This is a genomic window from Leclercia adecarboxylata, assembly GCF_006171285.1.
GTDB classification, from domain to species: Bacteria; Pseudomonadota; Gammaproteobacteria; order Enterobacterales; family Enterobacteriaceae; genus Enterobacter; species Enterobacter barmai.
This window is the reverse complement of the sequence record NZ_CP040889.1, coordinates 4,684,785-4,708,250: the sequence shown is the minus strand read 5'-3', so window position 1 is coordinate 4,708,250 and position 23,466 is coordinate 4,684,785. Positions and strand designations below refer to the sequence as shown.

Sequence of the window (23,466 nt, the reverse complement as noted above, 5' to 3'; positions counted from 1 at the left end):
AATCCTGCTAAATACCGCCTCCAAGGGACTGCCACAGCGTAATGCGGTTTTCCAGGTCGGTCTGCTGTAGCGCGATCAGCGACGACTGGGCCGACCACAGCGAGCGGCGTGCGGTCAGTACCGTCAGGTAATCTCCCGCTCCCGCCTGATAGCTGCGGGTCGCTACATCCAGCGTTTTTTGCTCTGCCGCCACGTACTCACGCTGGGCATCAAGCTGCTCGCTCAGGGTTTCCCGGCGCGCCAGCGCGTCGGCCACGTCCTTAAACGCGCTCTGAATCGTTTTCTCGTAAGTGGCGATCAGCCCCTTCTTCTCCGCTTCGGCGTAGCGCAGTTGCGCCATGTTGTTGCCGCCGCTGAACAGCGGCAGGGTGATGGACGGCGCGAACGACCAGACCTGCATCCCGTGGCTGAACAGAGAGGAGAGCGAATCGCTGCCGACCCCGGCGCTGGCGGTCAGCGAGATGGTCGGGAAAAAGTTAGCCCGGGCGGCACCGATGCTGGCGTTGGCGCTCAGCAGGTTATGCTCCGCCTCCTGAATATCCGGGCGACGCAGCAGCGTGCCGGAGCTGACCCCCGCCGGGATCAGCGTGATGGCGTTGTCGCTCAGGCTCTCCAGGGTGCCGGGCAGCAGGTTGTCCGGCACGGTGTCGCCCGCCAGCAGGTTGAGGGCGTTTTTGTCCTGCATCACCTGCGTTTGGTAGCTCGCCACGCTGGCGCGCGCCTGCTGGTACACCGCCATGGCGGAGCTGACGTCCGTGGCCGCCGCCACGCCGACCTCCTGCTGACGTTTGACGATTTTGAGCGAGTTCGCGGCGCTCTGCTGGGTGGATTTCGCCAGCGCCAGGTTGCTGTTATCCGCCGCCAGCGTCACCCAGGCGGTGGTCAGTTCGCTGACCATCGTCAGGCGGGTGTTCTGCGCGGTGAATTCGCTGGCAAGCCAGGTCTCCCGCGCGGCGCGGGACAGGCTCTGGTTACGGCCAAACAGATCCAGTTCAAAGCTGGAGACCGTGCCGTTGGCTTCATCGCTGGTGGTCACGCCGCCCGCCAGCGTGCGGCTGCGGGTGTGGCTCAGCCCGGCATCCAGCGTCGGGAAGAGGGATGAACGCGTTTCGCCATACTGGGCGCGGGCGGCATCGATGTCGGCAATCGCTTTTTGCAGGTCGCGGTTGCTGTTGAGCGCCATCGTCACCACGCTTTTCAGGCGGGCATCGTTCATCACCTGCTGCCACTGGCTGACCACCACGGTGGCCTCGCCGTGGGTGCCGGGCAGGGTGGCCGGGACGGGGGCGGCCGGGCGCTGATAAGTGGGATCTAACGACACACAGCCTGCGCTCAGCAGGGCCAGAACTAAAACAGATACACGAAACATTATGGCCTCCGGTTTGCGTGTTTACCGGAGAAGAGACGTTTCACCAGTACAAAGAATAAAGGAACGAAGAAGATCGCCAGCAGCGTGGCGGCCAGCGTCCCGCCGATGATGCCGGTCCCGATCGCCACGCGGCTGTTGGCCCCGGCACCGGTGGCAATCGCCAGCGGCGTCACGCCCGCGATAAACGCCAGCGAGGTCATGATGATGGGACGCAGACGCGTCTGGGCGGCACGCAGGGCGGCGCGGGTGAGGGAGTAGCCTTCGGCGACTTTGGCTTCGGCGAACTCCACAATCAGGATGGCATTTTTCGACGACAGGCCAATGGTGGTCAGCAGCGCCACCTGGAAGTAGACGTCGTTGTTCAGGCTGCGCAGCGAGGCGGCAAGCGCCGCGCCCAGCACCCCAAGCGGGATCACCAGGATGACCGAAATCGGCACCGACCAGCTCTCATACAGCGCCGCCAGGCAGAGGAACACCACCAGGATGGAGAGGGCATACAGGCTCATCGCCTGGCCGCTGGCCAGTTTTTCCTGCAACGACAGGCCGCTCCACGCCCAGGTGGTGCCGGACGGCAGGCTGTTCGCCAGCTGCTCCATCTGGCTCATGGCGGTGCCGGAACTGGCGCCGCTGGCGTTTTCGCCCTGGATCTCATACGCCGCCGAACCGTTGTAACGCACCAGGCTCTCCGGGCCATACTCCCAGCGGGTGGTGGCGAAGGCGGAAAACGGGGTCATGGTGCTGTCGCTGCCGCGCACGTACCATTTATTGAGATCGGTCGGCACGGCGCGGGCATCGCTGTCGCCCTGGATGTAGACCTTTTTCACGCGCCCGCGATCGATAAAGTCATTCACGTAGGTGCCGCCCCAGGCGCTGGAGAGGGTGCTGCTGACGTCGCTCAGGGAGAGTCCCAGCGACACGGCTTTGTTGTTGTCGATATCCACCTGCAGCTGCGGCATCTGGGGCAGATCGTTGGCGCGCACCGCCTGCAGGGTGCTCTGCTGGTTGGCCTGGCCAATCAGCTGGTTACGCATCTTCAGCAGGGTGTCGCGATCGGTATTGCCGGTCGCCATCAGCTCAAAGGTAAAGCCGTTGCTCTGGCCCAGACCGTCAACCGCCGGGGGCGTCATGGCAAAGATGCTGGCATCCCGGATGGTGCTCAGCTCCCGGGTGGCACGCAGGGCAATCGCCTGGGCGGTGTTCTCGTCGCCCTGACGCTCGGACCAGTTTTTCAGGGAGACAAAGGCCATCCCGGCGTTCTGGCCGCTGCCGCTAAAGCTGAAACCCTCGACGGTGAAGATAACGTCGGTGTTGGCTTTCTCTTTGGTGAGGAACCACTCGCGCACCTGGCGGCTGACCTCGGCGGTTCGGACTGCCGTGGCACCCGCGGGCAGGGTGTACTGCACCATGATTTCACCCTGGTCCTCCGTGGGCAGAAAGCTGCCCGGCAGTTTCAGCATCGCCACGCCCATCGCGCCGCAGAGCAGGGCGTAAACCACCAGCATGCCGCCGGAACGACGCAGGGCGCGCAGCACCTTGTTCTGATAGCCATGTTCGGTCCTGCTGTAGAAGCGGTTAAAGGCGCCGAAGAAGCCTTTTTTATGCGGTGAGGTGTGGCTCAGGATCGCGCCGCAAAGCGCGGGGGTCAGGGTCAGCGCTACCACCACGGAGAGGATCATCGCCGAGATAATGGTGACCGAGAACTGACGGTAGATCACGCCGGTCGAACCGCCGAAGAAGGCCATCGGTAGGAAGACCGCCGAGAGCACCAGCGCAATGGCGACCAGCGCGCCGGAGATTTCGCCCATCGATTTTTCGGTCGCTTCCCGAGCGGGCAGCCCTTCGTCACGCATAATACGCTCGACGTTTTCCACCACCACGATGGCGTCATCTACCAGCAGGCCTATCGCCAGCACCATCGCAAACAGCGTCAGGGTGTTGATGGAGTAGCCAAACAGCGCCAGCACGCCAAAGGTGCCCAGCAGGACCACCGGGACGGCCAGGGCCGGGATCAGCGTCGCGCGGATGTTCTGCAGGAACAGGTACATCACCACCACCACCAGGATAATGGCTTCGAACAGGGTCTGGATCACGTCCTCAACTGAGATCTTAATGAACTCTGTACTGTCTTTCGGGTAGGCCACGTCGTAGCCTTCCGGCATCGACTTTTTGAACTCGGCGATTTTATTTTTCACCGCCGTAGCGGTATTAAGCGCGTTCGCGCCCGGAGAAAGCATTACGGCCATCCCCGCTGCCGGGTGGCCGTTCAGCTTCGCGGTGGCGGTGTAGTCTTCGCTGCCCATCTCCACGCGCGCCACGTCGCCGATGCGCACCACCGCGCCGCTGGCCTGGCTCTTGACGATGATGTTTTTAAACTGTTCCACCGTCTGCAGGCGCGACTGGGCGCGCACCGTGGCGGTCAGCTGCTGCGCGTTCGACGAAGGCAGGGCGCCGATCTTCCCGGCAGAGACCTGCACGTTTTGCGCTTCAATCGCGCTCTGCACGTCGGAGGGCATCAGGGCGTAAGAGGCCAGCTTCGCCGGGTCGAGCCAGATGCGCATGGCGTATTCCGCGCCGAACACCTGCAGGCTGCCGACGCCTTCCACGCGTGCCAGCGGATCCTGCATGTTGCTCACCAGCCAGTCGGCGATATCCGAGCTGCTGGCGGTATCGGTTTTGTCGTACACCCCCATGATCAGCAGGAAGTTGCTCTGGGATTTTTCAACGGTAATGCCCGACTGCTGCACCTCGGTCGGCAGGCGCGATTCCGCCTGCTGAACCTTGTTCTGCACCTGCACCTGGGCGGTATCCGGGTCGGTTCCCTGTTCGAAGGTGACGTTAATGCTCACCGAGCCGTCCGAGCTGCTGGTGGAGCTGAAGTAGAGCAGGTTATCCAGCCCGGTCAGCTGCTGCTCAATCACCTGGGTGACGCTGTTCTCCAGGGTTTGCGCAGAGGCACCGGTATAGGTGGCGGAGATTTTGATCGACGGCGGGGCAACGTCCGGGTACTGCGCCACCGGCAGGGTGCGGATCGCCAGCATCCCGGCGAGCATGATCAGAATGGCGATCACCCAGGCAAAGACCGGGCGGCGCACGAAGAAACGGGAAAACATCAGGCGTCTCCTCCGGTGGTTTTCATCTCGTCGACTTTCACTTCCTGCCCGGCGGTCACTTTGTCGGTACCTTCCACAATCAGTTTATCACCCGCCTTCAGGCCGCTCAGCACCAGCCATTTGTCGCCGTAGGTATCGCCCGTTTGCAGCTGGCGCTGCTCCACCTTGTTGCTGGCATTGACCACCAGCGCGGTGGCGGTGCCTTTGGCGTCGCGGGTAACGCCCTGCTGCGGGGCGAGGATCGCATCATTCATAATGCCTTCGTCCACGCGGGCGCGGACAAACATTCCCGGCAGAAGTTGATGCTGCGGGTTCGGGAAGACGGCGCGCAGGGTGACCGAGCCGGTGGATTCATCCACCGCCACTTCGGTCAGCGCCAGGCGGCCTTTTTCGCTGTAGGTGCTGCCGTCCTCCAGGGTTAACGTCACGCTCAGCGTATTGCTGTTGCTGGCAAGGGTTTGCTTGCGCAGGCGCAGCAGATCGGCGCTGGATCGCGTGAGATCGACGTACATGCTGTCCAGGCCGCGTACGGTCGCGAGGGCGGTATCCTGCTGGGCGGTGACCAGCGCGCCGGGCGTCACGGAGGAGATGCCGATGCGCCCGGCAATGGGTGCGGTGACGGTGGTCCAGTTGAGGTTAATGCGCGCGCTCTCCTGGGCCGCTCGCTTCGACGCCACGCTGGCCTTGTCCTGCGCGCAGGTGGATTTTGCGTCTTCCGCGTCCTGGCGCGACACGCCGTCGTCTTTCACCAGTTGGGCATAGCGTTGGGCTTTCTGGCAGTCGGCCTGCACCAGCGCCTGCGCCTGTTTCAGCGCGGCCGCGGCTTCATCGTAGGCGGCGCGGTAGCTGGAGGGATCAATCTGATACAGCGCCTGTCCGGCTTTGACGGTATCGCCTTCGGTGAAGAGCCGTTTCTGAATAATCCCACCCACCTGGGGGCGCACTTCGGCGCTCATGGCGGCGGTGGTGCGGCCGGTCAGTTCACTGACGACGGGAACCGGCTGGCTCATCAGGGTGACAATCCCCACTTCCGGCAGGGGAGGTGGGGGAGCAGATGTTTGTGCATCATCGCACCCGGTCAGGAGGAGTAATGCCGCGATGGGGGTTATTATGGTTTTCATAATCTTTTTCCAGGGTGAACGAAGCCAGCCCTGTTAATGGCTTAACAGGGGAGAGGGCTGGTTAAAGGCACAGCGATGCCGCATCTCCGGCAGTGCCGGAAATGAAAATAAGGAAATAATCGGGTACGGCTGATTATTTACATGCGATTACTTAGCAGAGAAAAGCATATTTAAAATATCCTGATAAATGGGCTCTAATTGTTCTGACGGCACTTTTAACGGAGTTAATCGACGGTAAATTGTCCCCTCGATCATCACCGCGGTAATTTCCACGCAGCAGCGAATATGGTCATCGCTCAGGTGAGGGAACTGCTTTTTGAGGTGCTCGCAGGCGTTGGCAAACATCCGCGCTTCGGCCTCTTTCAGCATGGCGGCAACCTGCGGGTTGCGCGTGGCCTCGGCGGACATCTCGAGCATGAGCGCATCGTCATCTTCGTTGAGGGTTTGTCGCCAGGCGAGCATCTGCGGCATCCCTTCAACCAGCGTTTTCCCCTGCATCTCCTCGATGCGCGAGTCGATGATACGCCGGATCATCTCTTCGATAATGGCGTCTTTGTTGCTGAAATAACGGTAGATTTGCCCGACGCTCAGCTGCGCTTCTCCGGCGATTTGCGACATGCTGGCGGCGTGAAACCCGCTGGAGCGAAAGCAGCGGCGAGCAGCCGTAATGATCTCGTCCTGCCGCTGTTTCTGGCGTTGTTCCAGTTTTGTGCTCATCAGGGCAATCCTGTAAAAGTGAGAATGATCGTTCTCATTATGCATTTCAGGAGCGAATTGGAAAGGCTTTTTTTATTTACATAACGAATGAATATTTCCGGATTTTAATAATGGAGGGAATATGGAGTTTTTATGGAAAAGAGGCGGGGCGGTATTAAGAATATGATGAAAAAAAGGAGGCAAAAAAAGGCAGAGAGTTATCCGCCTTTTTTTGCCGTGTTATAGCGGAGTAATCCCGGGTACCAGCGCGGCGAGAAGGGCGCAAACGCTCATGACCCAGACTTTGCGACCGCAATGGTGTTGAAGAACCCCCAGTAATTTTCGTATTCTTAACGCGATAAAATAATTTCAGGATAATTAATGGCTTACAGCGGTGCCTTGGTCCGGCTGAAAATCGACGAAGCGTTGACCGCAGGCCGGGGCGAGGCGCATGGATGCGCCGAGAGGGGGCGACCTACATGGATGTAGGATCGCCCCCGACCCGAAAGCCTGCGGGAATAAGCTGAGTGTACCGCGAAGCGGCGATTTTCCTGGCCGGGAGCCGGGATTGCTAAGGGGGCGGCGGCGAGCCCACTTAGCACGTTCACGGGTGACGCGGCTGACAGAGAAGCACAAATCATACAGTGAACGGAACCACCTCCAGAGTCGCATGTTCCCCCTCACCCCAGCCCTCTCCCCAAAGAGGAGAGGGAGCCGACCGTGCCGCTATTTATTGTGGGGATCCCCTGCGCGAGGAATAACGCAGGGAAATTTTATTATTTCATATTAAAAGTGGCGTTAAGCTCGTCGACGTTTTCCTGAGTCAGGGTATTCATACCAAAGGGCTTCAGCATGAAATAGAGTTTAGCCGTCTCTTCCAGCTCTTCGGCGTTAAATACCGCCTCGCGAAGTGTCTTGCCGGAAATAATTGGGCCGTGATTGGCGAGCAGAATGGCGTTATGTTCCGCCGCCAGTTTTTCGACATGCTCGGCGATCAGCGGTGAACCCGGGTGAATGTAGGGTACGACGGGCAGTTTGCCGACACGCATCACGTAATAGGGGGTGATCGGCGGCAGGGCGTTTTCAGGATCAATGCCCGGCAGGCACGACAGGGCGGTGAGCCACGGCGAATGCAGATGAACAATGCCGCCGCACTGCGGGCGCTGACGATACATCGCCAGGTGCATCAGTACCTCTTTCGAGGCCTTCTGACCCGAAATCTGTTCCCCCTCCATGGTGACTTTACTCAGCTCGTCCGCAACAAGATCGCCAAAGCTGGAGTTGGTGGGGGTCGCCAGAATCGTGCCGTCCGGGAGTTTCAGGCTGATATTGCCCGCGCCGCCGCTGCTGTAGCCGCGCTCAAACATGGAACGGGCATAGCGCACCATCTCTTCTCTTAACTGTTGTTCACTCATCATAATGTTCCTGTGCTTTCTGAAAGAAATCCTGGCTGCCAAAGTTGCCGGATTTGAGGATCACCCACTGCGGTTTGTTGAGGACCTGGGTCCAGGGCACCCCGGGTGCCACAGGCTCGCCAATGATCATCCCCTCAATGTTCAGACCCTGAGTCACTGCGCCGGAGGTCTCGCCCCCCGCGACGATAAACTTGTTAAAGCCAGCCCGGGCAAGCGTCCGGGCCAGCGATGCGAAGAAGGTTTCGATCCTGTCGCTGACGAACGCTGCGCCGTAGTGTTTCTGAATAAGCTCGATGATTTGCGGCGGCTGGGTGGCGTAGACCATCGGGGCCAGCGCTTCACCGCCACGGGTGATGACCCATTGCGAGACGCTTTCCAGATACGCCGGGTCGTGAATGATCTTTTCCACATCCAGCGCCAGGGACGAGGCGCGTTGCTGGTAGAAATCTACCTGCTGATTGGTCATCGCAGAACAGCTGCCGGAAAGCACCACCCCCGCGCCGCTGGCCTTGACCTGCATCGTCTGTTTTGCGGTTCCGGCACGCTGTTTATCGAGGGTGGCGATGGCGTAACCCAGCCCGGCCGCGCCCGTCACCAGCGGGAAATGCGACGTGGCGTTGGCTACGGTCAGCAGATCATGGTTATCGAGCACGTCGAAAATGAAGTAGCGGGCCCGGTTCGCCCGCTGTTTTTCCATCTCCGCTGCCAGTGCGGCGGGATGGTTTTTCACCGTATCGAGATTGATCAGCCCGCACAGCCCGACAGACTGCGCTTCCATCAGCTTCTTCAGGGAGGCGTGCTTCATCGGCGTGACGGGATGGTGCTCCATGCCGCTCTCATTCAGCAGCTCACCCTTCACGAACAGGTGGCCGTGCACGATGGTGCGACCGTTATCCGGTACCGCAGGGCAGATCAGGGTAGCTGGAGTATACAGAAACTTCATCAGCGCATCGGTCACCGGGCCGATATTGCCCTGGGCGGTGGAGTCAAAGGTCGAGCAATATTTGAAGAGCTGGCGCTGGCACCCCTGCGCCTTCAGCCACGCCGAAGCCGCTAAGGACAACTCCACCGCGTCGTTGACCGGAATCGAACGGCTCTTCAGGGCAATGACAATGGCGTCGGTGTCCTGCGCGTCGAAGCCATCGGTGGGCACGCCATTAAAGAGCACCACTTTCCAGCCTGCGTTGACCATAAAACTGGCAATGTCGGTTGCCCCGGTAAAGTCGTCGGCGATGACGCCTAACTTAGTCATGTTCATTCCTCACAAACCCGTTGATGTCGTTATATTGCTTTTATGTATATACAAATGCAAATGTGGTGGTTGTTAAAACGTGGTTAAGATCACATTTTGGGTCAATTTGCGACACTGTGTCCCAAAGTGCTACCTCCCGGTTGCATCCAGAAGTTGCAGGCATTTAAGACGCAAAAAATTGCTGCCTGCAAGTGTATGAAAGGTAAAGAAAATGCTAAATCTCAAAAGACTTATCGGATAAATGTGATCTGTATCACCTTGCCATAGATGCATTTATTGTTATAAAAATGCAATCGAAAGCAAGCAACCTACCTGGAGTTTTTTATGCGCATTCTGGTTCTGCCTTGTGACGGTATCGGCCCTGAAATCACCTCAGCTGCGGTAACCGTGCTGAATTCACTGGATAAAGCCTTCGGCCTGGATTTTGAATTTGATTACGAAGAGGTGGGTTTCACCAGCCTGGAGAAATACGGCACCACGCTGCGTCAGGAGTCGTTAGACAGAGCGAAAACCTACGATGGCATTATCCTGGGCACCCAGTCACACGCAGATTATCCGGCACCGGAAAAGGGCGGTCGCAACGTCTCGGCGGGCTTCCGTATCGGTCTGGATCTGTATGCCAACGTTCGCCCGGCACGGACGCGTCCTTTCCTGACGTCGAACATGAAAGAGGGCAAAACCATGGATCTGGTGATTATGCGCGAGGCCACGGAAGGGTTTTATCCGGACCGTAACATGACCCGCGGTTGGGGGGAGGTCATGCCAAGCCCGGATATGGCCCTGTCCACGCGCAAAATCACCCGTCACTGCTCTGAGCGCATTGCCCGTAAAGCCTTTGAGCTGGCAATGCAGCGCAAGAAAAAAGTGACCGCTATTCACAAAGCCAACAGCTTCCATATGACCGACGGCCTGTTCCTCGAAGCCGTGCGCACGGTGGCAAAAGAGTTCCCGGAAGTGCAGCTCGACGATCTGCTGGTGGACGCCTCCACCGCGCACCTGGTGCGTAACCCGGAACGCTTCGATGTGTTAGTGGCTACTAACTTCTATGGCGACATCATCAGCGATCTGGCAAGCGAACTCTCCGGCAGCCTGGGCCTGGCGGGCTCTATCATGGCCAGCGACACCCACTGCTGTGCCCAGGCGCAGCATGGTTCCGCCCCGGATATTCAGAACCAGGATAAAGCCAACCCGGTGTCGATGATCCTCTCCGCGGCGATGATGCTGGCCTGGTATGCCGAGAAGCACAACCAGCCGAAATTCCTCAAAGCGGCGGACGAGATCGGCCGTGCGGTGGACGAAGTGCTGGAGAACCCGGCAACCCGCACGCCGGATCTGGGCGGCACCTGCGGCACCAAAGCTTTTGCAGAAAAAGTGGCAGCGGCTATTCGCTCCTGAGCATGATTTGCGGCTGCCCTCGTTGCGGGCAGCCCGTTTTCCGGAGAGCACCATGAGCCAACGTATTGTCCTGATCCACGCCACGCCCCTGGCCGTCGCGCCGATTAATGACACCTTCAGGAACCTGTGGCCTGAAGCAGAAATCAGCAATCTGCTCGACGATGCCTTAAGCGTTGATCGGGCCAAAGAGCCAACCCTGACCCCGCGCTTGCATCAGCGTATTCACGCCCTGGTGGAGTATGCCGTCAGCATTGATGCCGCCGCGGTGCTGTTTACCTGCTCGGCGTTCGGGGCCGCCATTGAGTCCAGCGCGCAAGTCGTTCCTCTGCCGGTGCTCAAGCCTAACGAGGCGATGTTCGAGGATGCCCTGGCGAAGGGGCGCAATATCGTGATGCTGGCGACCTTCGCGCCCGCCGTAAAAGGGATGGAGGAGGAGTTCAGCGTTCTGGCTTCTGCCCGCCAGGTGGACGCCAGGCTGCAAAGCTACGTGGTGCCCGGCGCGCGTGATGCCCTGAACGCAGGAAATGCCAGCCTGCATAACCAGCTCATCGTCGAGGCGGCGCGGCAACATCAGGGGGCTGATGCGATCCTGCTGGCCCATTTCTCGATGGAGATCGCCTGGCAGGAGGTGAGTTCCGCCGTCTCCTGCGCGGTATTCAGTAGCCCGCAGTCCGCCGTGCATAAATTAAAGCGGATGATGAAGTAAGGCACCGCCGTGAATAATCATAAAGAGACGCAGATTAAATACAGCCGCATATCCTCTGCGCCAGATCTCCTGTTACCTGCCAACAGCTGCGACTGCCATCATCATATTTTTGACCGGCGTTACCCCTGGGCGCCGGATGATGAACGCAACCTCCCTGATGCCAGGGTGAATGATTATCGGGCTTTCCAGTCATGGCTCGGTTTTACGCGCCACGTGCTGGTGCAGCCGTCTTCCTACGGGGCGGATAACCGCTGCTTACTTGATGCCCTGAAGGCCTTTGGGGAGAACGCGCGCGGCGAGGCGGTGGTGACGCCATCCGTCAGCGACGCGGATCTGGACACCCTTGCCGACGCCGGGGTGACCGGCATTCGCTTCAATTTTGCTGCCGGGAGTATCACCACGCCGGAGATGCTGCTGCCGTTGGCCGCCCGGGTGGCGGAGCGCGGCTGGCATGTGCAGGTTCATGCCAGCGCCGATCGGCTCTGGGCCCTGCGGTCCGTGCTGAAGCAGGTTCCGGGCAGGCTGGTGATCGACCATTTCTTTCGCCTGCCGCAGCCGGAACCGCTCTCCCATCCGGCATGGAAACTGGCCTGGGAGCTTATCGATTCGGGACGTTGCTGGGTCAAACTCTCTGCGCTTTACCATCAGTCGCAGCGGGATGATGTGTCTGATATGGCGGGAATAATTAAAGGTTTTCTCTTTGATGCCACCGAGCGAGTGGTGTGGGGCAGCGACTGGCCGCACCCGAATCTCATCAGCGCCAATAAAAACATGCCCGACGACGCGCTGATCCTCTCGCGCATTGCGCACTGGGCAAATAACGACCGGGTCCGGCACCGTCTGTTTGTGCACAACCCGGCAGACCTTTACGGATTTAACTCTTCGTCTTCGTGATAAGGCCGAAAAGAATGACAACACCTGACTCTGCTTCATCTAAAAAGAAACCCACGCACTATCGCTATATGATTTTGCTGATGGTGTTCCTGAGTATCGCGTTAAATCATGGCGATCGCGCCACGTTCTCCATTGCCGGTACCGATATGGTTAACGCCGCTGGCCTTGATATTGTGGCGCTGGGCTACCTGATATCGACGTTCACCTGGGCTTACGTGCTGGGCCAGTATCCCGGCGGGTGGCTGCTCGATCGCTTCGGCTCCAAACGGGTGCTGGTGACCGGCGTCTTTACCTGGTCGCTGTTTGTTTTCCTGGTGGGGTTCAGCACCTCGTTTGATAACGTCTGGGTCACCCGGATCATGATCTTCGGCTTTATCTTTATGATGGGGCTGATTGAAGCACCGACCCTGCCTGCCAACTCCCGCTTTCTTGCCGCCTGGTTCCCGGCACGTGAACGCGGCAAAGCGTCCGGGTTTACCACGGCGGCACAGTACTTTGCGTTGGTGGTGTTTTTACCCTTAATGGGCTGGTTTTCTTATAGTTACGGCTGGGAGTCGGTGTTCTGGTTTATGGGCGGGCTGGGCATTCTGGTCTCCCTGTTGATGCACCGGGTGCTTGCCGACACGCCGAAGGTTCACCCGCTGGTGAACAGCGCGGAGCTGGATTATATCCAGTCGGGCGGAGGGCTGACCAACCTTAAGGCCGCGAAAAAAGGAGACAGCGCGGGCAAAGGTTATACCCGCAAGCTGCTGACTAACCGCCTGGCGCTCGGCGTCTATATGGGGCAGTTCTTCTTTACCGTGCTCTCGTACTTCTTCCTGACCTGGTTTCCCGTTTACCTGGTTCACGATCGCGGCATGACCATCCTCAAAGCTGGGTTTGTGGCCTCGTTACCGGCCCTGTGCGGCTGTGCGGGGGCGCTGCTGGGCGGCGTGTTGTCCGATTACATGCTCTCGCGCGGCTTTAGCCTCTCTGCGGCGCGTAAAACGCCGATTGTGATCGGCATGCTGCTGGCGGTGAGCATGGTGATTTGTAACTACGTCGACTCGGCGTGGATTGTGGTGGCAATCATGTCGCTGGCCTTTTTCGGCAAAGGGTTCGGGGCGATGGGGTGGTGCGTGGTCTCCGACTTCTCGCCAAAAGAGGCGATTGGCCTGAGCGGCGGACTGTTCAATATGATCGGTAATATTTCCGGGATCTTCACGCCGATTATTATCGCCTACATTATTAAAGACACCGGCTCATTTAACGGGGCGCTTATCTTCGTTGGCGTCTGTGCGTTCCTGAATCTGTGCTGTTATTTATTCGTCGCAGGGAAAATCCAGCGTCTGAGTTTTGACACTGATAATCATGAACCTGAGCGACTTGCGGAGGAGCCTCATGTCAGTCACTAAAAACCTGCGTTTTGCTATTAATCTGGGCAATGCTGTTCTGGCAAGGGAGCTACCGGACGGCAGTCCCGGCGGAATAACGGTCCAGCTGGCGCATAAGATAGCCGCGGAGCTGGGCTGCAGCGCGCAGCTAAAAACTTACCCGGCCGCCGGAAAGGTGGTGGAGGATGCGCAGAAGGATTACTGGGACATCGCCTTTCTGGCGGTGGACCCGCAGCGGGAGATGATCCTGCAGTTTACCCAGCCCTATATCACCATTCAGGGCACGGTGCTGGTTCACGAAGGGAGTTCGTGGCAGAGCGTTGAACAGATGGATAAGCCAGGGGTTGTGATCAACGTCGGTAAGGGGGCGGCATACGATCTGCATCTGACCCGACACCTGCTGCATGCCACCCTCAACCGGCTCGCCTCATCCCAGGCCGCCATTGATGCGTTTCTGCAGGGGGAGGGGGACATGGCGGCGGGAATTCGCCAGCCGCTGGAGCGCACATCTGCCGCGCACTCTGGTTATCGGGTTCTGCCCGATAATTTCGGTCAGATACATCAGGCGATCTGCGTACCCCGGGGTAATGAACAGCGCTACCACCAGCTTGTTGAGATGCTGACCCGCTGGCAGGCGGACGGTGCGGTGCAGGGGATTATTGATCGTGAACTGGCTATGGCGTAATGGTAAAGCCTGGTGGAAATGTGCTTCGACAATCTCCTTCCTGAAGAAGCCAGTCATGGAAGACGTTGACTTCAGCACGCATGACTTTTTGCTGCGCGGTGACCAGATAATAAGACCAATTGAGCTGCCACCGATGGTCGGGATGCAGCTGAGCCAGCTGGCCGGTTTCGGTGTCTCCAGCCGTTGTTCACACGCCGATTTACGAAGGCTTTATTGCGAAAGACGAGGTGAAGGAGGTGATGAACAGCTTTGACAGCTTCCACCCGATCGGTTGCGTAGGTACACCGGTTGATATCGCCGAAACCGTGGCTTTCCTGCTTTCTGACAAGACTGGCTGGGTCACCGGCGCTATCTGGGATATTTATGGCGGCGTGATGGCTGGCCGTAACGCCTGATGACCATGCCTTATTTATTTAAAAATGACTCAACCGCGCTGGAGAACCGTCTTGGCTGATCGAGCATGATAAAGTGAAAACTGTCATCGATGCGTGTGAAATGGATATCTCGCGCATTGGTATAGGCTCGACGGTACATTTCATCCACACCGGAGGCAGGCACCCCGAATAAGGCGTCATACGCATAAACGACCTCAATCGGTGCGCTAATGCGGCCAAGCTCGGGGCGCAAGTCGGTAACCATCAATTCATACACAGCATCTGCAATGGTTCTGCGATCGGAACTGAGCCCTGCCGCCACCAGAGCGGGCCTCACCGCTTCGGTCTTAGCTAAACGGGCTATGGATGCTTTCTGAAACGCTTCAAATTCTTGCGGCGATTGCGCCAGTATCCACTCCCTTATAGCAATTGCACGCTGGGAAGCTGTTTCGCTGGTCGCTTCAGGGTCAATCATTAACGAATAGAACGGTAAAGCATCGACAATCATTAAGCGACCAACCCGATCGGGATACCGGGCCCCCAACATCAATGCAATCTCGCCGCCAAGAGAATGGCCAACGATCGCCGGAGCGTTGATGTGCTGAGTGCGGATGTATTCAGCGATGGCGTCAACGACTGGGGCGATGACCTTACCGTCCCGGCTGGAAATAGCAGGTGTACTCGCAAAGCCCGCCAGCTCTAAAATGTGAACGCGGTGGCCAGACTGTAAACCTGATGCTAAATCGGTCCAGATCCCGCGAGACGACGCCAGGCCTGGAATCAATATGACATCCGTTCCTGAGCCTTGCGTCTGAACGGACATCAACTGCAAATTCGGCTGTTCTGATGCCAGGGGCAGAGATTGAGCTTTGGACGTCGTAATGAACGCAGACATCAGTAAAAAAGTCCCGCCGAGCATCGCACAAATATTTTTGGTATACATCAAATCTTCCTGTTTAAGCCAGCCGGTTTAAAAAAGCGGGAGCCTGGGCTGATTAATTGACCCACTGAGTGCTGAGGCAGAGGAACGGGTCTGGAGTAAGCTGTAAATACCCGCGTTCCAGTAACCACTCCCCTGACGACGGCACTCTCTCCAGCCTGACGATATGAGTTCCTTTGCGATCAACCGATTCATCGCCCCATGACCTATGAGCAGCACAGGACCGTTTGATTCTTTTGCAAACGCAATCAGGATATCCGCAGCCCGAGCGGCGCGTTGTTTCGCTATTCCCAGGGACTCTGCGTTACGGGATATGCCACACAGCCACATCACGCGGAAAAAAGCCGCCCAGAAGAGGGGGGACAATCTGAGAGCGGGCATCCGGATTATGGGCAGGTCTGCTTCCCTGAAGACTTTATCAATGAGGTCCGGTTCACGCCCTAATGCCCTCAGGGATGAGAGCGCTCTGGGAAGAGGACTGCTTATGATGTGCAGTGCACTGGATGCTAATGCTTTACTGGATTGCGGGGGCATATCGCTGCCCGTATCAGAGAGATCATATTCTGAAATCCATTCAGCCATCTCAAGGCTTGTTACCCTCGCAGAGCCTGCATAAGCCGGCTTTCCATGACGCATCAGAATAATTTCCATAAAGAGCTTCGTTTTTCTGGTTCTTTTGACGCAGACAGACTAACGCGATGAAGGCAGGGTGTACCACCACCATATTTTGGGTTGACCGCGGCGATCAGGGTGCGTGACAGATGAAGAACGTTTGGTAAATCCTGATTTTCATACCTGCTAAATCATCAGTTTCAGCCTGATTTATGAAATGGCATAATCAGGCTGGCGAAACCAGGGGTGAAAATGGAAAAAACATCTAAAAATCAGATACTCGATAGCGACATCGCACGTTTGTTGCTTAAACACAGAAAGGCTCGCAATCTGACTGTCACTGAGCTTGCTCAACGATCGGGCGTCAGTCAGGCCATGATTAGCAAGGTGGAACGAGGCACCTCCAGCCCCAGTGCAACGATACTGAGTCGTTTAGCTAACGCGATGAATCTTACGCTATCAAAGCTTTTCGCAGAGCTTGAGCAACATCAGAACTCACTTGTTCTTTTTGCTCATGAGCAGCAGCACTGGACGGATGAACACTCAGGCATTACCCGCTGGTCGCTTTCCCCTGCAGGGGCCTGCCCGGAACTTATAAGAGTTGAGATTCCGGCTAAGGGTGAGCTGACGATACCCGCCACCGCGAATGAGCATCTTTCCGGGCAAACACTCTGGATGTTGAGTGGCAGCCTTGATTTTCGCGTCAATCATCAGACCCATCATCTACGCGCCGGTGACTCTCTTGCTCTGACCTTTGCAAGCGAGTGCCAGTTAAGTAATCCTGATAGCGAGCAGGGCTGTTCTTACATCGTTGCTTTTAGCCAAAAAAATCCATGACACTGTGCTGCTACAACGGCTAGTTCCCATTTGCTTTGCTCAGGTGCAACAGGGGATATGGCCTCCCCTGATTATCCCGCTCTGAACGTCCTGAAACCTCAAAACCCATGTGCTGATAAAACCCTACAGCTTGCTGATTTTGTTCATTTACGTCGACGCTGAGATCGGGATGCAGGGCGAGCGCATGTGAGATCAACCCTTTGCCGACGCCAAGTCCGCGAGCAGACGCATCCACAAATAGCGCCTCCAGATGACCATCATGCAAAAACATAAATCCTAATGGCTGGTCATCCTGATTTGTAGCAACCCATACCGGGGTTTCTGAAAAGAAGCCGACAACTTCTTTTTCGATCTCCTGGCGATCCTCCGCTGTCAGAAAATGGTGTGTAGCATCCACTGAACGCTTCCAGATCTGGATAATTTCTGGCGCTTCAGCCGGTTGTGACTTTCTGATGTTCAACATTTTTCTTCCTTAACGTGTTCTTTGCTTTGTATATTCACAAAAAAAATGAGTTCATTAAAATTTACTATAGTGAAAATAAATTCACAATAGTGATTTTGTTAGCCGGGCGCCGCCTGATAACAGGCTTCCATTTCATCAAGTGCATCCTGATGTTCTAACCCCCACTGGTACATTTGCTCAATGGGCTCGGCAAAGGTTCTGCCGAGTGGGGTCAGCCGGTAGTCGACTTTGGGGGGGATCACGTCGTACACATGGCGGGCAATCAACCCCCGCTGTTCCAGCTCTTTCAGCGTCTGGAACAGCATTTTCTTAGAAATTCCCTCCAGGCTACGCTGTAACTCACCGGTGCGTGCGCGTTCATCCGGCCAGTGATACAGCGCGTGCAGCACCATCGTGCTCCATTTAACGGAAAAGAGTTCCATCAGGCGGCGCGGCGGCGAGTCCGCATAAAAATAAAGTTTACCTTCAACCCAGGCTGGCACTGTTCTCTCCTCTGCTTATGGTCACCAAATGGTAACTACTATCAATATGGGATCCTGTTGACTATAGTCTGCCCCCTTGAGTTAGCCTGAACCAGCACATTCCTGAGGTAAGATGAAAATCAATGCACTAGTCGCACATGACGCGGCACAACCCTTAACATCAGGCCAGGTTTCGCTGCGCCCGCTACAAAAACAGGATGTCAAAATTGAGATCCTCTATTGCGGCGTGTGCCACTCCGATCTCCATATGGCGCGTAACGAATGGGCGGTAAGTGAATATCCCCTGGTGCCGGGGCACGAGATAGTCGGGCGCGTCCTTGAGACTGGCGACGAGGCCACCCATTTTAAACCGGGTGATATCGTCGGTGTGGGCGTGATTGTCGACTCCTGCCGCGAGTGCCATTTCTGCCAGAGCCATGAAGAGCAGTACTGCGAAGCAGGCTTTACGGCGACCTACAATGGCCTGGATAAATTTACCGGCGAAAGAACCCGGGGCGGCTATGCGCAGAGCGTGATCGTCGATCAACATTTTGTTGTGTCAGTACCGCGCAACCTGCCGCTTGCCGGGGTTGCACCGCTGTTGTGTGCGGGTGTGACTGTCTGGTCGCCGCTGCGCCATTTCAACGTGGCTGCCGGCGATCGCGTGGGTGTTGTGGGCCTGGGTGGGCTAGGCCATATGGCAGTGAAGCTCGCCAGTGCGATGGGGGCCGAAGTGACGCTGTTTACAACCTCCCCGGAGAAGGGCGAAGATGCCCGTCGTCTGGGGGCAAAACGGGTAGTGGTATCGCGCGATGCCGCGCAAATGGCGGCCTGCCAGACCTCGCTGGATTTTATCATTGACTGCGTGGCGGCACCGCACGACCTGAACCCTTATCTGGCGACGCTGAAAACCAATGGCCGCCTGGTGTTGGTCGGTATTCCGGACCAGCCACACCTCTCGCCGGATATTACGCCCATGGTGTTTCGGCGTTTAAGCATCAGCGGATCGTCAATTGGCAGCATTCAGGAAACCCAGGAGATGCTGAACTTCTGCGGCGAGCATAATATTACCGCCGATATCGAAACGATCGGTGGCGAGGATATTGAGACTGCCTTTGCCCGTATGCTTAAGGGTGACGTAAAGTATCGCTTTGTCATCGATATGCAGGCCACGCGCTGGTAGTGGAGCGACAGGCTATTCCGGGCGGCCATTGCTGGTCGCCTGGCATAATTTTGCGTTAATGAACGGGGAGACATACATGGAGAGTTCGGTCCTGGAAATCACCATCAGCAATGCGCAATGTGAACATTTTGATGCACTGCGCGCCATTGAACTGGCTGCCTTTGAGACACTGCGTGGCGCAGGGGCGGTGACAGGTCAGGCTGTCGCAAATAGCCTGAAGGATTTTTGTGACTTCAGCCGCGACGGTGTGCTGCTTGCCGCGTTTGCTGCAGATTCTACCCCCGTCGGATTTATAGCAGGCACGTTCGAAAGCAGATGGCTGCACATTGCCGAAATTGATGTGCACCCGGACTGGCAAGGGAAGGGGATCGGCAGATTGTTAATGCAGGCGATGCTCGCGTCCACGCGGCAGCGCGACCTGGCTGGCGCCACATTAACAACAGATAAGGTGGCCGCCTTTAATGCAAAATTTTACGCCTCGCTGGGTTTTGAAATAGTGGAAGGGGAATCGTGCCCGCTTCATCTGATAAGCCAGATAGAAGAGGAAATTGGAAAGGGTTTCGATCCGGCGCGGCGCGTCGGGATGCGGTTAGACTATTAAGGCTGCCAGGGTTTCTGTAACGTATTGACCATAAAAAATCATGAAAAATATCGAAGAGTTACGCGCCGAACTCCTCAAAATCGGCGTGAAAATGGGCGGTGGGGTCAGACCCAATCATTACTTCACCATCCCTGACAGTCCTGATGGCCTGGCAACGCCATATCTGGAAATTCATGGTGAAGAATATCATTTCGTCGTCGCTGAACGAGGGATCGAAATAGCGCGTAAAGTGACGCTGAGTGATGATGAGATCCTGTACTGGTTTGTTGACTGTGGTGTGGTCGGTCTGGCTGCAGAGTATGCAGCCCTGAACAGCGCCCCTGATAAGGAATTCAGGCATGTTTATTTCCGAAAGCAGTATAGTTTACTGCTGTCCATTAAACCTGAATGGGCAACAAGGAAGCGCAAAGAACTGACAGAAATTCTCAGAGCTTAGGTTCGCAAATTTTAGTGGTTTGGCAGGGTACAGCCGTTCAACGCCACCTTATATCGCTAAGGCTGCACTGCTCAATTCCTGATGCATGAAATCTATAAGCGCTCTGATTTTAGCGGGTAAATAACGCCTGTCGGAATAAACGGAGAACAATTGCAATGGCGCTGCCGATTGCTCAAATTCCACCTCGATTAACCGTCCATCGTTAATGTAAGGCTGGCAGGCTTGTTTCGACAGAATCGCAAAGCCGACGCCTGCCAGGGCGGCACGTCCAGCCATCTCTCCGCTGTTTACCCGATAATGCCCTTTAACCTTAATGGTCTCGAATCCTCCCTTTTTATTGACGAACTGCCAGGGCGCTCCTTTAAGTGCACTTACCGTTGTAATACAGGGTAAGTCTTCAAATTGCTGGATATGAGAAGGAGTACCGTAACGCTGTATAACCGAGGGGGCTGCAACAATGGTGCAGGGGATGGTGACCAGATGGCGGGCTATGTAATCACTGTCTTCCATCTGACCTCGGGTAATAATGATCGCTAAATCCAGATCGTCCCGCAGGGATTCGAATCCTGACAAATTGGTGATACAGCTAATTTCCAGTTCCGGATACTGACAGGCGAAATCGGCAATAATTGAACCCAGCAGCGCAGGGCCTATTTCATTGGGAATACAGAGTCGTAACGGGCCCTTCAGCTGCATCTGCCGTAACGTTAATTCTGTCTCAGTTTGCTCAAGCGACTCCATGATTGGCTTCGCCCGGGAATAGAGCAGGTACCCCGCCTGGGTGAGTTTCATATGTCGCGTACTGCGCTCAATGAGCTGAAGATTCAGCTTTTCTTCTAACTGAGAAATACAACGACTCACGTTTGATGTCGGCATTTCAAGGAGTTTCGATGCCCCAACAAAGCTTTCTCTTTCGACCACAGCAATGAACACTTTCAGGGTAGTAGAATCAAGAGCAGGACGCATTGATTATCCCATTTATGATAACAATAAGTGCCATTTCTACCATGTAATCAACACCATTGATAGCAGTTAAACTCGGGTCTTATTCTTCCAGAGGACACTTGCTATGCTACAAAACAATCACAAAGCACTCATACGAATAGCCGTTGTCATGGCTTTTATCCAGTTCACTAATGCGCTGGAATATATGATGTTCAATCCTGTTTTTGCTTTTATGGCAGCAGATTTCGCAGTTCCCGTATCATACTCAGGCTATGCATCCGGTATGTACACAGCGGGCGCAGTTATTTCGGGCGTCATCGCTTTTTACTGGATTGGTCGTTTCAATAAGAAACGTTTTTTAATCGCCAATATGGCCCTGTTAGGGCTGCTGACACTTATAACAACCTTTATTTCCAGTTTTAGTCTTCTGCTGACATTACGCTTTTGCGCAGGGCTTGTTGGCGGTACGACAATGGGGGTGGGTATCAGTATATTAATAAACCATGCGCCGACTAACCTGCGCGGAAAAATGTTAGCGACGGTGATTGCGTCATTTTCGATGGTAAGTATTGCGGGCATGCCCACGCTATTATTTTTGTGCACCTATTACGGCTGGCATGTCGCTTTGTGGTTAATAAGTACACTTTGTTTACTGGCATTGCCGCTTATTGTATTCATCATACCCCAGACTTCCGACGCTGTTGACACTCTCCGCACGCAGTCTGTTGATGTGGATACTTTACTGTTCGCCTCCGGTAATGCGCTTGTGCAGTTTAGTCCAATGCTGATCGTTCCGGTTCTGGTGCCATTATTGACTCAGCAGTTAAGCGCATCACATGAGCTGTTGCCCTGGCTGTTCTTCGGCGGGGGTGTTGCAGGTTACCTGGCGACAAAAATGACCGGCGTCTTAACCTCGCGTTATTCTGCTTTGCGACTGGCAACAGCTTCGACCCTCGTCTTTATACTCAGTTTGTTAATCCCGGCTCTCGGCTATCAGCATGCGGTGTTATTTATAACGTTATTTCTCGGTGCCTCTTACAGCCGTCTGGTTGTATCTTCGGCGTTGACGATTCAGTTTCCTGATGACAGGCAACGAGCCGGATTTTCTTCACTACAGACATCGATAATGTATCTGGTTACCACCGTCGCCTTTTTCCTGTCCTCTTTTCTGATACCCGATCAGGGTATGGCACCAGAAAATATAAACAGGTTGCTGGCGGTATGTGCCATTTCCGCCGCAGGCTTCCCCGTTATGGTGATTATTCTGCAAAAGAAACTCGCTGAACGTGTCCCCATTCGAACCTGAATGCTGCCGGGCTATTACCCTGAGGGTGAGCCCTTCTTCAAATCAGGATACCCGTTTTGAGATCGAGCTTAAAAGATTCCCAGCCTCCCGGCGGGTCCCATTCCCCCTCACCAAGCACCGTATCATTCTCTATGGATGTAACGATCACGCCATCGATGGCGCACTGCCCGGATTTCCAGAGAATGCCCGCAGCAATATCCATCAGAAAAACGTGGCAGTAAGTGGCGACCAGAACCCGATCCTGTAGTCTGTCAGAATGGATGTCAGGAACTGAGTAAAGATGGCCAACGTAATCACCCAGTGGATAGCTTCTGAACGTATGTGTGGCCATCTCAAAAACATGAAAGTGGTCGCCACAAATGATAGCCACGTGGGATTCATTCAGGAGAAAACCAGAAAAGGCGCTGGAAATAAGCCAGCCATCCTCATCTGCACGTATATATAACTGTAAAATCAGAAGGGGCTCACCGTCGTTACTGACGAGCAGTCGCCGATCCTTTTCTCCATTAGGGCCAAAAGGATTGACGTCGATGATCGAAACACCTTCTGTTTCATCACCGGGCGCAGGCTGTTCATGCCAGGTTGCTTGTAATGACATTGAGTATCCAGAGTGTGTACTGCTGAAAAACGTATACTACTTTACAACCTATCCTTTGCGGTCAGCCGTAAACCCATTTTGGAGCTGTTATGTTTAAATCGTTCGCCTGGATAAATGAGCCCGCAAAGTGGCAGTGCCAGAACGGCACTCTACAGGTCACCACCGATGACAAAACTGATTTCTGGCGCGAAACCTGGTACGGGTTTGAACGCTTTTCCGGTCATGTCTTTGCCACTGAGGCTGAGGGCGATTTTACTTTCCAGCTCAAAATCTGCGCAGACTTTACCACGCTGTACGATCAGGCCGGATTGATGATGATAGGTGATGAACAGCACTGGTTAAAAGCGGGGATAGAATATAACGACGGCGCGCCCGCCATTGGCAGCGTGCTGACGCTCGGCCATTCCGACTGGGCTACAGGAATTTTTCCCGGTGATGCGCGAGCGTTCTGGCTCAGGCTCACGCGTAAAGGAGACAGCCTGAGACTGCAGTATTCAACGGAGGGACAGACGTGGCCTTTAATACGCCTGAGCTATTTTCCGCCGGGGCCGGTCAGGATCGGTGCAATGTGTTGTACTCCGGAGCGGGCGGGCCTGGATGTTGTGTTTCAGGACATCCTTTTAACGCCGCCGCTGGATAAGGCACTGCATGATTTGAGCTAATGTCACAAGGCCATTCCCAAAGTACTTTCCCA

The 23,466-nt window shown here is 55.8% G+C and carries 24 protein-coding genes and 1 pseudogene; 13 read left to right on the top strand and 12 right to left on the bottom strand.

Annotation, left to right across the window (positions count from 1 at the left end; translation table 11 throughout):
- Nucleotides 1–7: 7 nt before the first annotated feature.
- The 6 genes from FHN83_RS24350 to otnK form a co-directional block, all read right to left on the bottom strand.
- The gene (locus FHN83_RS24350) at nucleotides 8–1,369 is read right to left on the bottom strand and encodes an efflux transporter outer membrane subunit (RefSeq protein WP_139565230.1); all 1,362 of its coding nucleotides are present in this window, start codon (nucleotides 1,367–1,369) and stop codon (nucleotides 8–10) included.
- Nucleotides 1,369–4,479 carry an efflux RND transporter permease subunit gene (locus FHN83_RS24345; RefSeq protein WP_139565229.1) on the bottom strand — a complete coding sequence of 1,037 codons (3,111 nt, stop codon included), beginning with the start codon at nucleotides 4,477–4,479 and terminating at the stop codon, nucleotides 1,369–1,371. Before FHN83_RS24345 ends, FHN83_RS24350 begins: the two co-directional genes overlap by 1 nt.
- A complete protein-coding gene (locus tag FHN83_RS24340; RefSeq protein ID WP_139565228.1) occupies nucleotides 4,479–5,600 on the bottom strand; it encodes an efflux RND transporter periplasmic adaptor subunit in 1,122 nt (373 codons plus the stop codon). Before FHN83_RS24340 ends, FHN83_RS24345 begins: the two co-directional genes overlap by 1 nt.
- A 147-nt stretch (nucleotides 5,601–5,747) precedes the next feature.
- A complete protein-coding gene (locus FHN83_RS24335; RefSeq protein WP_039028579.1) occupies nucleotides 5,748–6,317 on the bottom strand; it encodes a TetR/AcrR family transcriptional regulator in 570 nt (189 codons plus the stop codon).
- Nucleotides 6,318–7,072: 755 nt separating this feature from the next.
- The gene (locus FHN83_RS24325; RefSeq protein ID WP_139565227.1) at nucleotides 7,073–7,711 is read right to left on the bottom strand and encodes an aldolase; all 639 of its coding nucleotides are present in this window, start codon (nucleotides 7,709–7,711) and stop codon (nucleotides 7,073–7,075) included.
- Complete coding sequence (gene otnK / locus FHN83_RS24320; RefSeq protein ID WP_139565226.1) at nucleotides 7,704–8,963, bottom strand: 3-oxo-tetronate kinase; 1,260 nt, start codon at nucleotides 8,961–8,963, stop codon at nucleotides 7,704–7,706. The genes FHN83_RS24325 and otnK overlap by 8 nt, the downstream gene beginning before the upstream one ends.
- Nucleotides 8,964–9,287: 324 nt before the next feature.
- On the opposite strand from otnK, the gene FHN83_RS24315 reads away from it, so the two are divergent.
- The 7 genes and pseudogenes from FHN83_RS24315 to FHN83_RS24285 form a co-directional block, all read left to right on the top strand.
- Nucleotides 9,288–10,358 (top strand): isocitrate/isopropylmalate dehydrogenase family protein, encoded by a 1,071-nt coding sequence (locus FHN83_RS24315; protein ID WP_039028582.1) that lies wholly within the window; start codon nucleotides 9,288–9,290, stop codon nucleotides 10,356–10,358.
- A gap of 52 nt (nucleotides 10,359–10,410) precedes the next feature.
- Nucleotides 10,411–11,064, top strand: coding sequence for an arylsulfatase (locus FHN83_RS24310; RefSeq protein WP_039028583.1), 654 nt, complete (start codon nucleotides 10,411–10,413; stop codon nucleotides 11,062–11,064).
- A gap of 9 nt (nucleotides 11,065–11,073) precedes the next feature.
- On the top strand, nucleotides 11,074–11,958 hold the full coding sequence (locus FHN83_RS24305; protein WP_139565225.1) for an amidohydrolase family protein: 885 nt from the start codon (nucleotides 11,074–11,076) through the stop codon (nucleotides 11,956–11,958).
- A gap of 14 nt (nucleotides 11,959–11,972) precedes the next feature.
- Nucleotides 11,973–13,352 carry an MFS transporter gene (locus FHN83_RS24300; RefSeq protein WP_138369094.1) on the top strand — a complete coding sequence of 460 codons (1,380 nt, stop codon included), beginning with the start codon at nucleotides 11,973–11,975 and terminating at the stop codon, nucleotides 13,350–13,352.
- Nucleotides 13,339–14,016, top strand: coding sequence for an ABC transporter substrate-binding protein (locus FHN83_RS24295; RefSeq protein ID WP_139565224.1), 678 nt, complete (start codon nucleotides 13,339–13,341; stop codon nucleotides 14,014–14,016). Before FHN83_RS24300 ends, FHN83_RS24295 begins: the two co-directional genes overlap by 14 nt.
- 55 nt (nucleotides 14,017–14,071) lie before the next feature.
- The gene (locus FHN83_RS28415) at nucleotides 14,072–14,269 is read left to right on the top strand and encodes a hypothetical protein (protein ID WP_218015339.1); all 198 of its coding nucleotides are present in this window, start codon (nucleotides 14,072–14,074) and stop codon (nucleotides 14,267–14,269) included.
- Nucleotides 14,184–14,411: pseudogene (locus FHN83_RS24285) on the top strand (SDR family oxidoreductase); the annotation flags it as partial. The gene FHN83_RS28415 and the pseudogene FHN83_RS24285, both read left to right, overlap by 86 nt.
- 10 nt (nucleotides 14,412–14,421) lie before the next feature.
- Here the strand turns inward: FHN83_RS24285 and FHN83_RS24280 are convergent.
- Complete coding sequence (locus FHN83_RS24280; protein WP_139565223.1) at nucleotides 14,422–15,333, bottom strand: alpha/beta fold hydrolase; 912 nt, start codon at nucleotides 15,331–15,333, stop codon at nucleotides 14,422–14,424.
- Between the two features lie 27 nt (nucleotides 15,334–15,360).
- Complete coding sequence (locus tag FHN83_RS24275) at nucleotides 15,361–15,981, bottom strand: histidine phosphatase family protein (protein WP_255296470.1); 621 nt, start codon at nucleotides 15,979–15,981, stop codon at nucleotides 15,361–15,363.
- Nucleotides 15,982–16,194: 213 nt separating this feature from the next.
- Between FHN83_RS24275 and FHN83_RS24270 the strand changes: the two genes are divergently transcribed.
- Nucleotides 16,195–16,779: a helix-turn-helix domain-containing protein gene (locus tag FHN83_RS24270; protein WP_139565222.1), complete on the top strand. Its 585-nt coding sequence runs from the start codon at nucleotides 16,195–16,197 to the stop codon at nucleotides 16,777–16,779.
- Between the two features lie 19 nt (nucleotides 16,780–16,798).
- Here FHN83_RS24270 and FHN83_RS24265 read toward each other — a convergent pair whose 3' ends face one another.
- Nucleotides 16,799–17,242, bottom strand: a complete 444-nt coding sequence (locus tag FHN83_RS24265) for an acetyltransferase (protein ID WP_139565221.1) — start codon at nucleotides 17,240–17,242, stop codon at nucleotides 16,799–16,801.
- 98 nt (nucleotides 17,243–17,340) lie between these two features.
- On the bottom strand, nucleotides 17,341–17,724 hold the full coding sequence (locus FHN83_RS24260; protein WP_139565220.1) for a winged helix-turn-helix transcriptional regulator: 384 nt from the start codon (nucleotides 17,722–17,724) through the stop codon (nucleotides 17,341–17,343).
- 112 nt (nucleotides 17,725–17,836) lie between these two features.
- Between FHN83_RS24260 and FHN83_RS24255 the strand changes: the two genes are divergently transcribed.
- From FHN83_RS24255 to FHN83_RS24245, 3 genes are all read left to right on the top strand, one after another.
- A complete protein-coding gene (locus FHN83_RS24255; RefSeq protein ID WP_139565219.1) occupies nucleotides 17,837–18,886 on the top strand; it encodes an NAD(P)-dependent alcohol dehydrogenase in 1,050 nt (349 codons plus the stop codon).
- A gap of 76 nt (nucleotides 18,887–18,962) precedes the next feature.
- A complete protein-coding gene (locus FHN83_RS24250) occupies nucleotides 18,963–19,487 on the top strand; it encodes a GNAT family N-acetyltransferase (protein ID WP_176556528.1) in 525 nt (174 codons plus the stop codon).
- 40 nt (nucleotides 19,488–19,527) lie between these two features.
- A complete protein-coding gene (locus FHN83_RS24245; protein WP_139565218.1) occupies nucleotides 19,528–19,923 on the top strand; it encodes an Imm63 family immunity protein in 396 nt (131 codons plus the stop codon).
- A 48-nt stretch (nucleotides 19,924–19,971) separates the two neighbouring features.
- On the opposite strand, the gene FHN83_RS24240 is transcribed toward FHN83_RS24245, so the two are convergent.
- Nucleotides 19,972–20,889, bottom strand: coding sequence for a LysR family transcriptional regulator (locus FHN83_RS24240; protein ID WP_139565217.1), 918 nt, complete (start codon nucleotides 20,887–20,889; stop codon nucleotides 19,972–19,974).
- 103 nt (nucleotides 20,890–20,992) lie between these two features.
- Here FHN83_RS24240 and FHN83_RS24235 point away from each other — a divergent pair, with 103 nt between their 5' ends.
- Nucleotides 20,993–22,174: an MFS transporter gene (locus tag FHN83_RS24235; protein WP_139565216.1), complete on the top strand. Its 1,182-nt coding sequence runs from the start codon at nucleotides 20,993–20,995 to the stop codon at nucleotides 22,172–22,174.
- 37 nt (nucleotides 22,175–22,211) lie between these two features.
- Here the strand turns inward: FHN83_RS24235 and FHN83_RS24230 are convergent, their stop codons facing one another.
- Complete coding sequence (locus tag FHN83_RS24230; RefSeq protein WP_139565215.1) at nucleotides 22,212–22,772, bottom strand: hypothetical protein; 561 nt, start codon at nucleotides 22,770–22,772, stop codon at nucleotides 22,212–22,214.
- An 89-nt stretch (nucleotides 22,773–22,861) separates the two neighbouring features.
- Here FHN83_RS24230 and FHN83_RS24225 point away from each other — a divergent pair, with 89 nt between their 5' ends.
- Nucleotides 22,862–23,434, top strand: coding sequence for a DUF1349 domain-containing protein (locus FHN83_RS24225; RefSeq protein WP_139565214.1), 573 nt, complete (start codon nucleotides 22,862–22,864; stop codon nucleotides 23,432–23,434).
- Nucleotides 23,435–23,466: the final 32 nt, after the last annotated feature.

Bases quoted from the DNA above. Each gene is read 5' to 3' on its own strand.
- FHN83_RS24345 (WP_139565229.1), bottom strand. From the start codon at position 4,479: ATGTTTTCCCGTTTCTTCGTGCGCCGCCCGGTCTTTGCCTGGGTGATC.
- FHN83_RS24235 (WP_139565216.1), top strand. From the start codon at position 20,993: ATGCTACAAAACAATCACAAAGCACTCATACGAATAGCCGTTGTCATG.
- FHN83_RS24275 (WP_255296470.1), bottom strand. From the start codon at position 15,981: ATGGAAATTATTCTGATGCGTCATGGAAAGCCGGCTTATGCAGGCTCT.
- FHN83_RS24280 (WP_139565223.1), bottom strand. From the start codon at position 15,333: ATGTATACCAAAAATATTTGTGCGATGCTCGGCGGGACTTTTTTACTG.
- FHN83_RS24255 (WP_139565219.1), top strand. From the start codon at position 17,837: ATGAAAATCAATGCACTAGTCGCACATGACGCGGCACAACCCTTAACA.
- FHN83_RS24325 (WP_139565227.1), bottom strand. From the start codon at position 7,711: ATGAGTGAACAACAGTTAAGAGAAGAGATGGTGCGCTATGCCCGTTCC.
- FHN83_RS28415 (WP_218015339.1), top strand. From the start codon at position 14,072: ATGGAAGACGTTGACTTCAGCACGCATGACTTTTTGCTGCGCGGTGAC.
- FHN83_RS24240 (WP_139565217.1), bottom strand. From the start codon at position 20,889: ATGCGTCCTGCTCTTGATTCTACTACCCTGAAAGTGTTCATTGCTGTG.
- FHN83_RS24300 (WP_138369094.1), top strand. From the start codon at position 11,973: ATGACAACACCTGACTCTGCTTCATCTAAAAAGAAACCCACGCACTAT.
- FHN83_RS24230 (WP_139565215.1), bottom strand. From the start codon at position 22,772: ATGTCATTACAAGCAACCTGGCATGAACAGCCTGCGCCCGGTGATGAA.
- otnK (WP_139565226.1), bottom strand. From the start codon at position 8,963: ATGACTAAGTTAGGCGTCATCGCCGACGACTTTACCGGGGCAACCGAC.
- FHN83_RS24335 (WP_039028579.1), bottom strand. From the start codon at position 6,317: ATGAGCACAAAACTGGAACAACGCCAGAAACAGCGGCAGGACGAGATC.
- FHN83_RS24250 (WP_176556528.1), top strand. From the start codon at position 18,963: ATGGAGAGTTCGGTCCTGGAAATCACCATCAGCAATGCGCAATGTGAA.
- FHN83_RS24295 (WP_139565224.1), top strand. From the start codon at position 13,339: ATGTCAGTCACTAAAAACCTGCGTTTTGCTATTAATCTGGGCAATGCT.
- FHN83_RS24245 (WP_139565218.1), top strand. From the start codon at position 19,528: ATGAAAAATATCGAAGAGTTACGCGCCGAACTCCTCAAAATCGGCGTG.
- FHN83_RS24350 (WP_139565230.1), bottom strand. From the start codon at position 1,369: ATGTTTCGTGTATCTGTTTTAGTTCTGGCCCTGCTGAGCGCAGGCTGT.
- FHN83_RS24265 (WP_139565221.1), bottom strand. From the start codon at position 17,242: ATGTTGAACATCAGAAAGTCACAACCGGCTGAAGCGCCAGAAATTATC.
- FHN83_RS24315 (WP_039028582.1), top strand. From the start codon at position 9,288: ATGCGCATTCTGGTTCTGCCTTGTGACGGTATCGGCCCTGAAATCACC.
- FHN83_RS24225 (WP_139565214.1), top strand. From the start codon at position 22,862: ATGTTTAAATCGTTCGCCTGGATAAATGAGCCCGCAAAGTGGCAGTGC.
- FHN83_RS24340 (WP_139565228.1), bottom strand. From the start codon at position 5,600: ATGAAAACCATAATAACCCCCATCGCGGCATTACTCCTCCTGACCGGG.
- FHN83_RS24310 (WP_039028583.1), top strand. From the start codon at position 10,411: ATGAGCCAACGTATTGTCCTGATCCACGCCACGCCCCTGGCCGTCGCG.
- FHN83_RS24270 (WP_139565222.1), top strand. From the start codon at position 16,195: ATGGAAAAAACATCTAAAAATCAGATACTCGATAGCGACATCGCACGT.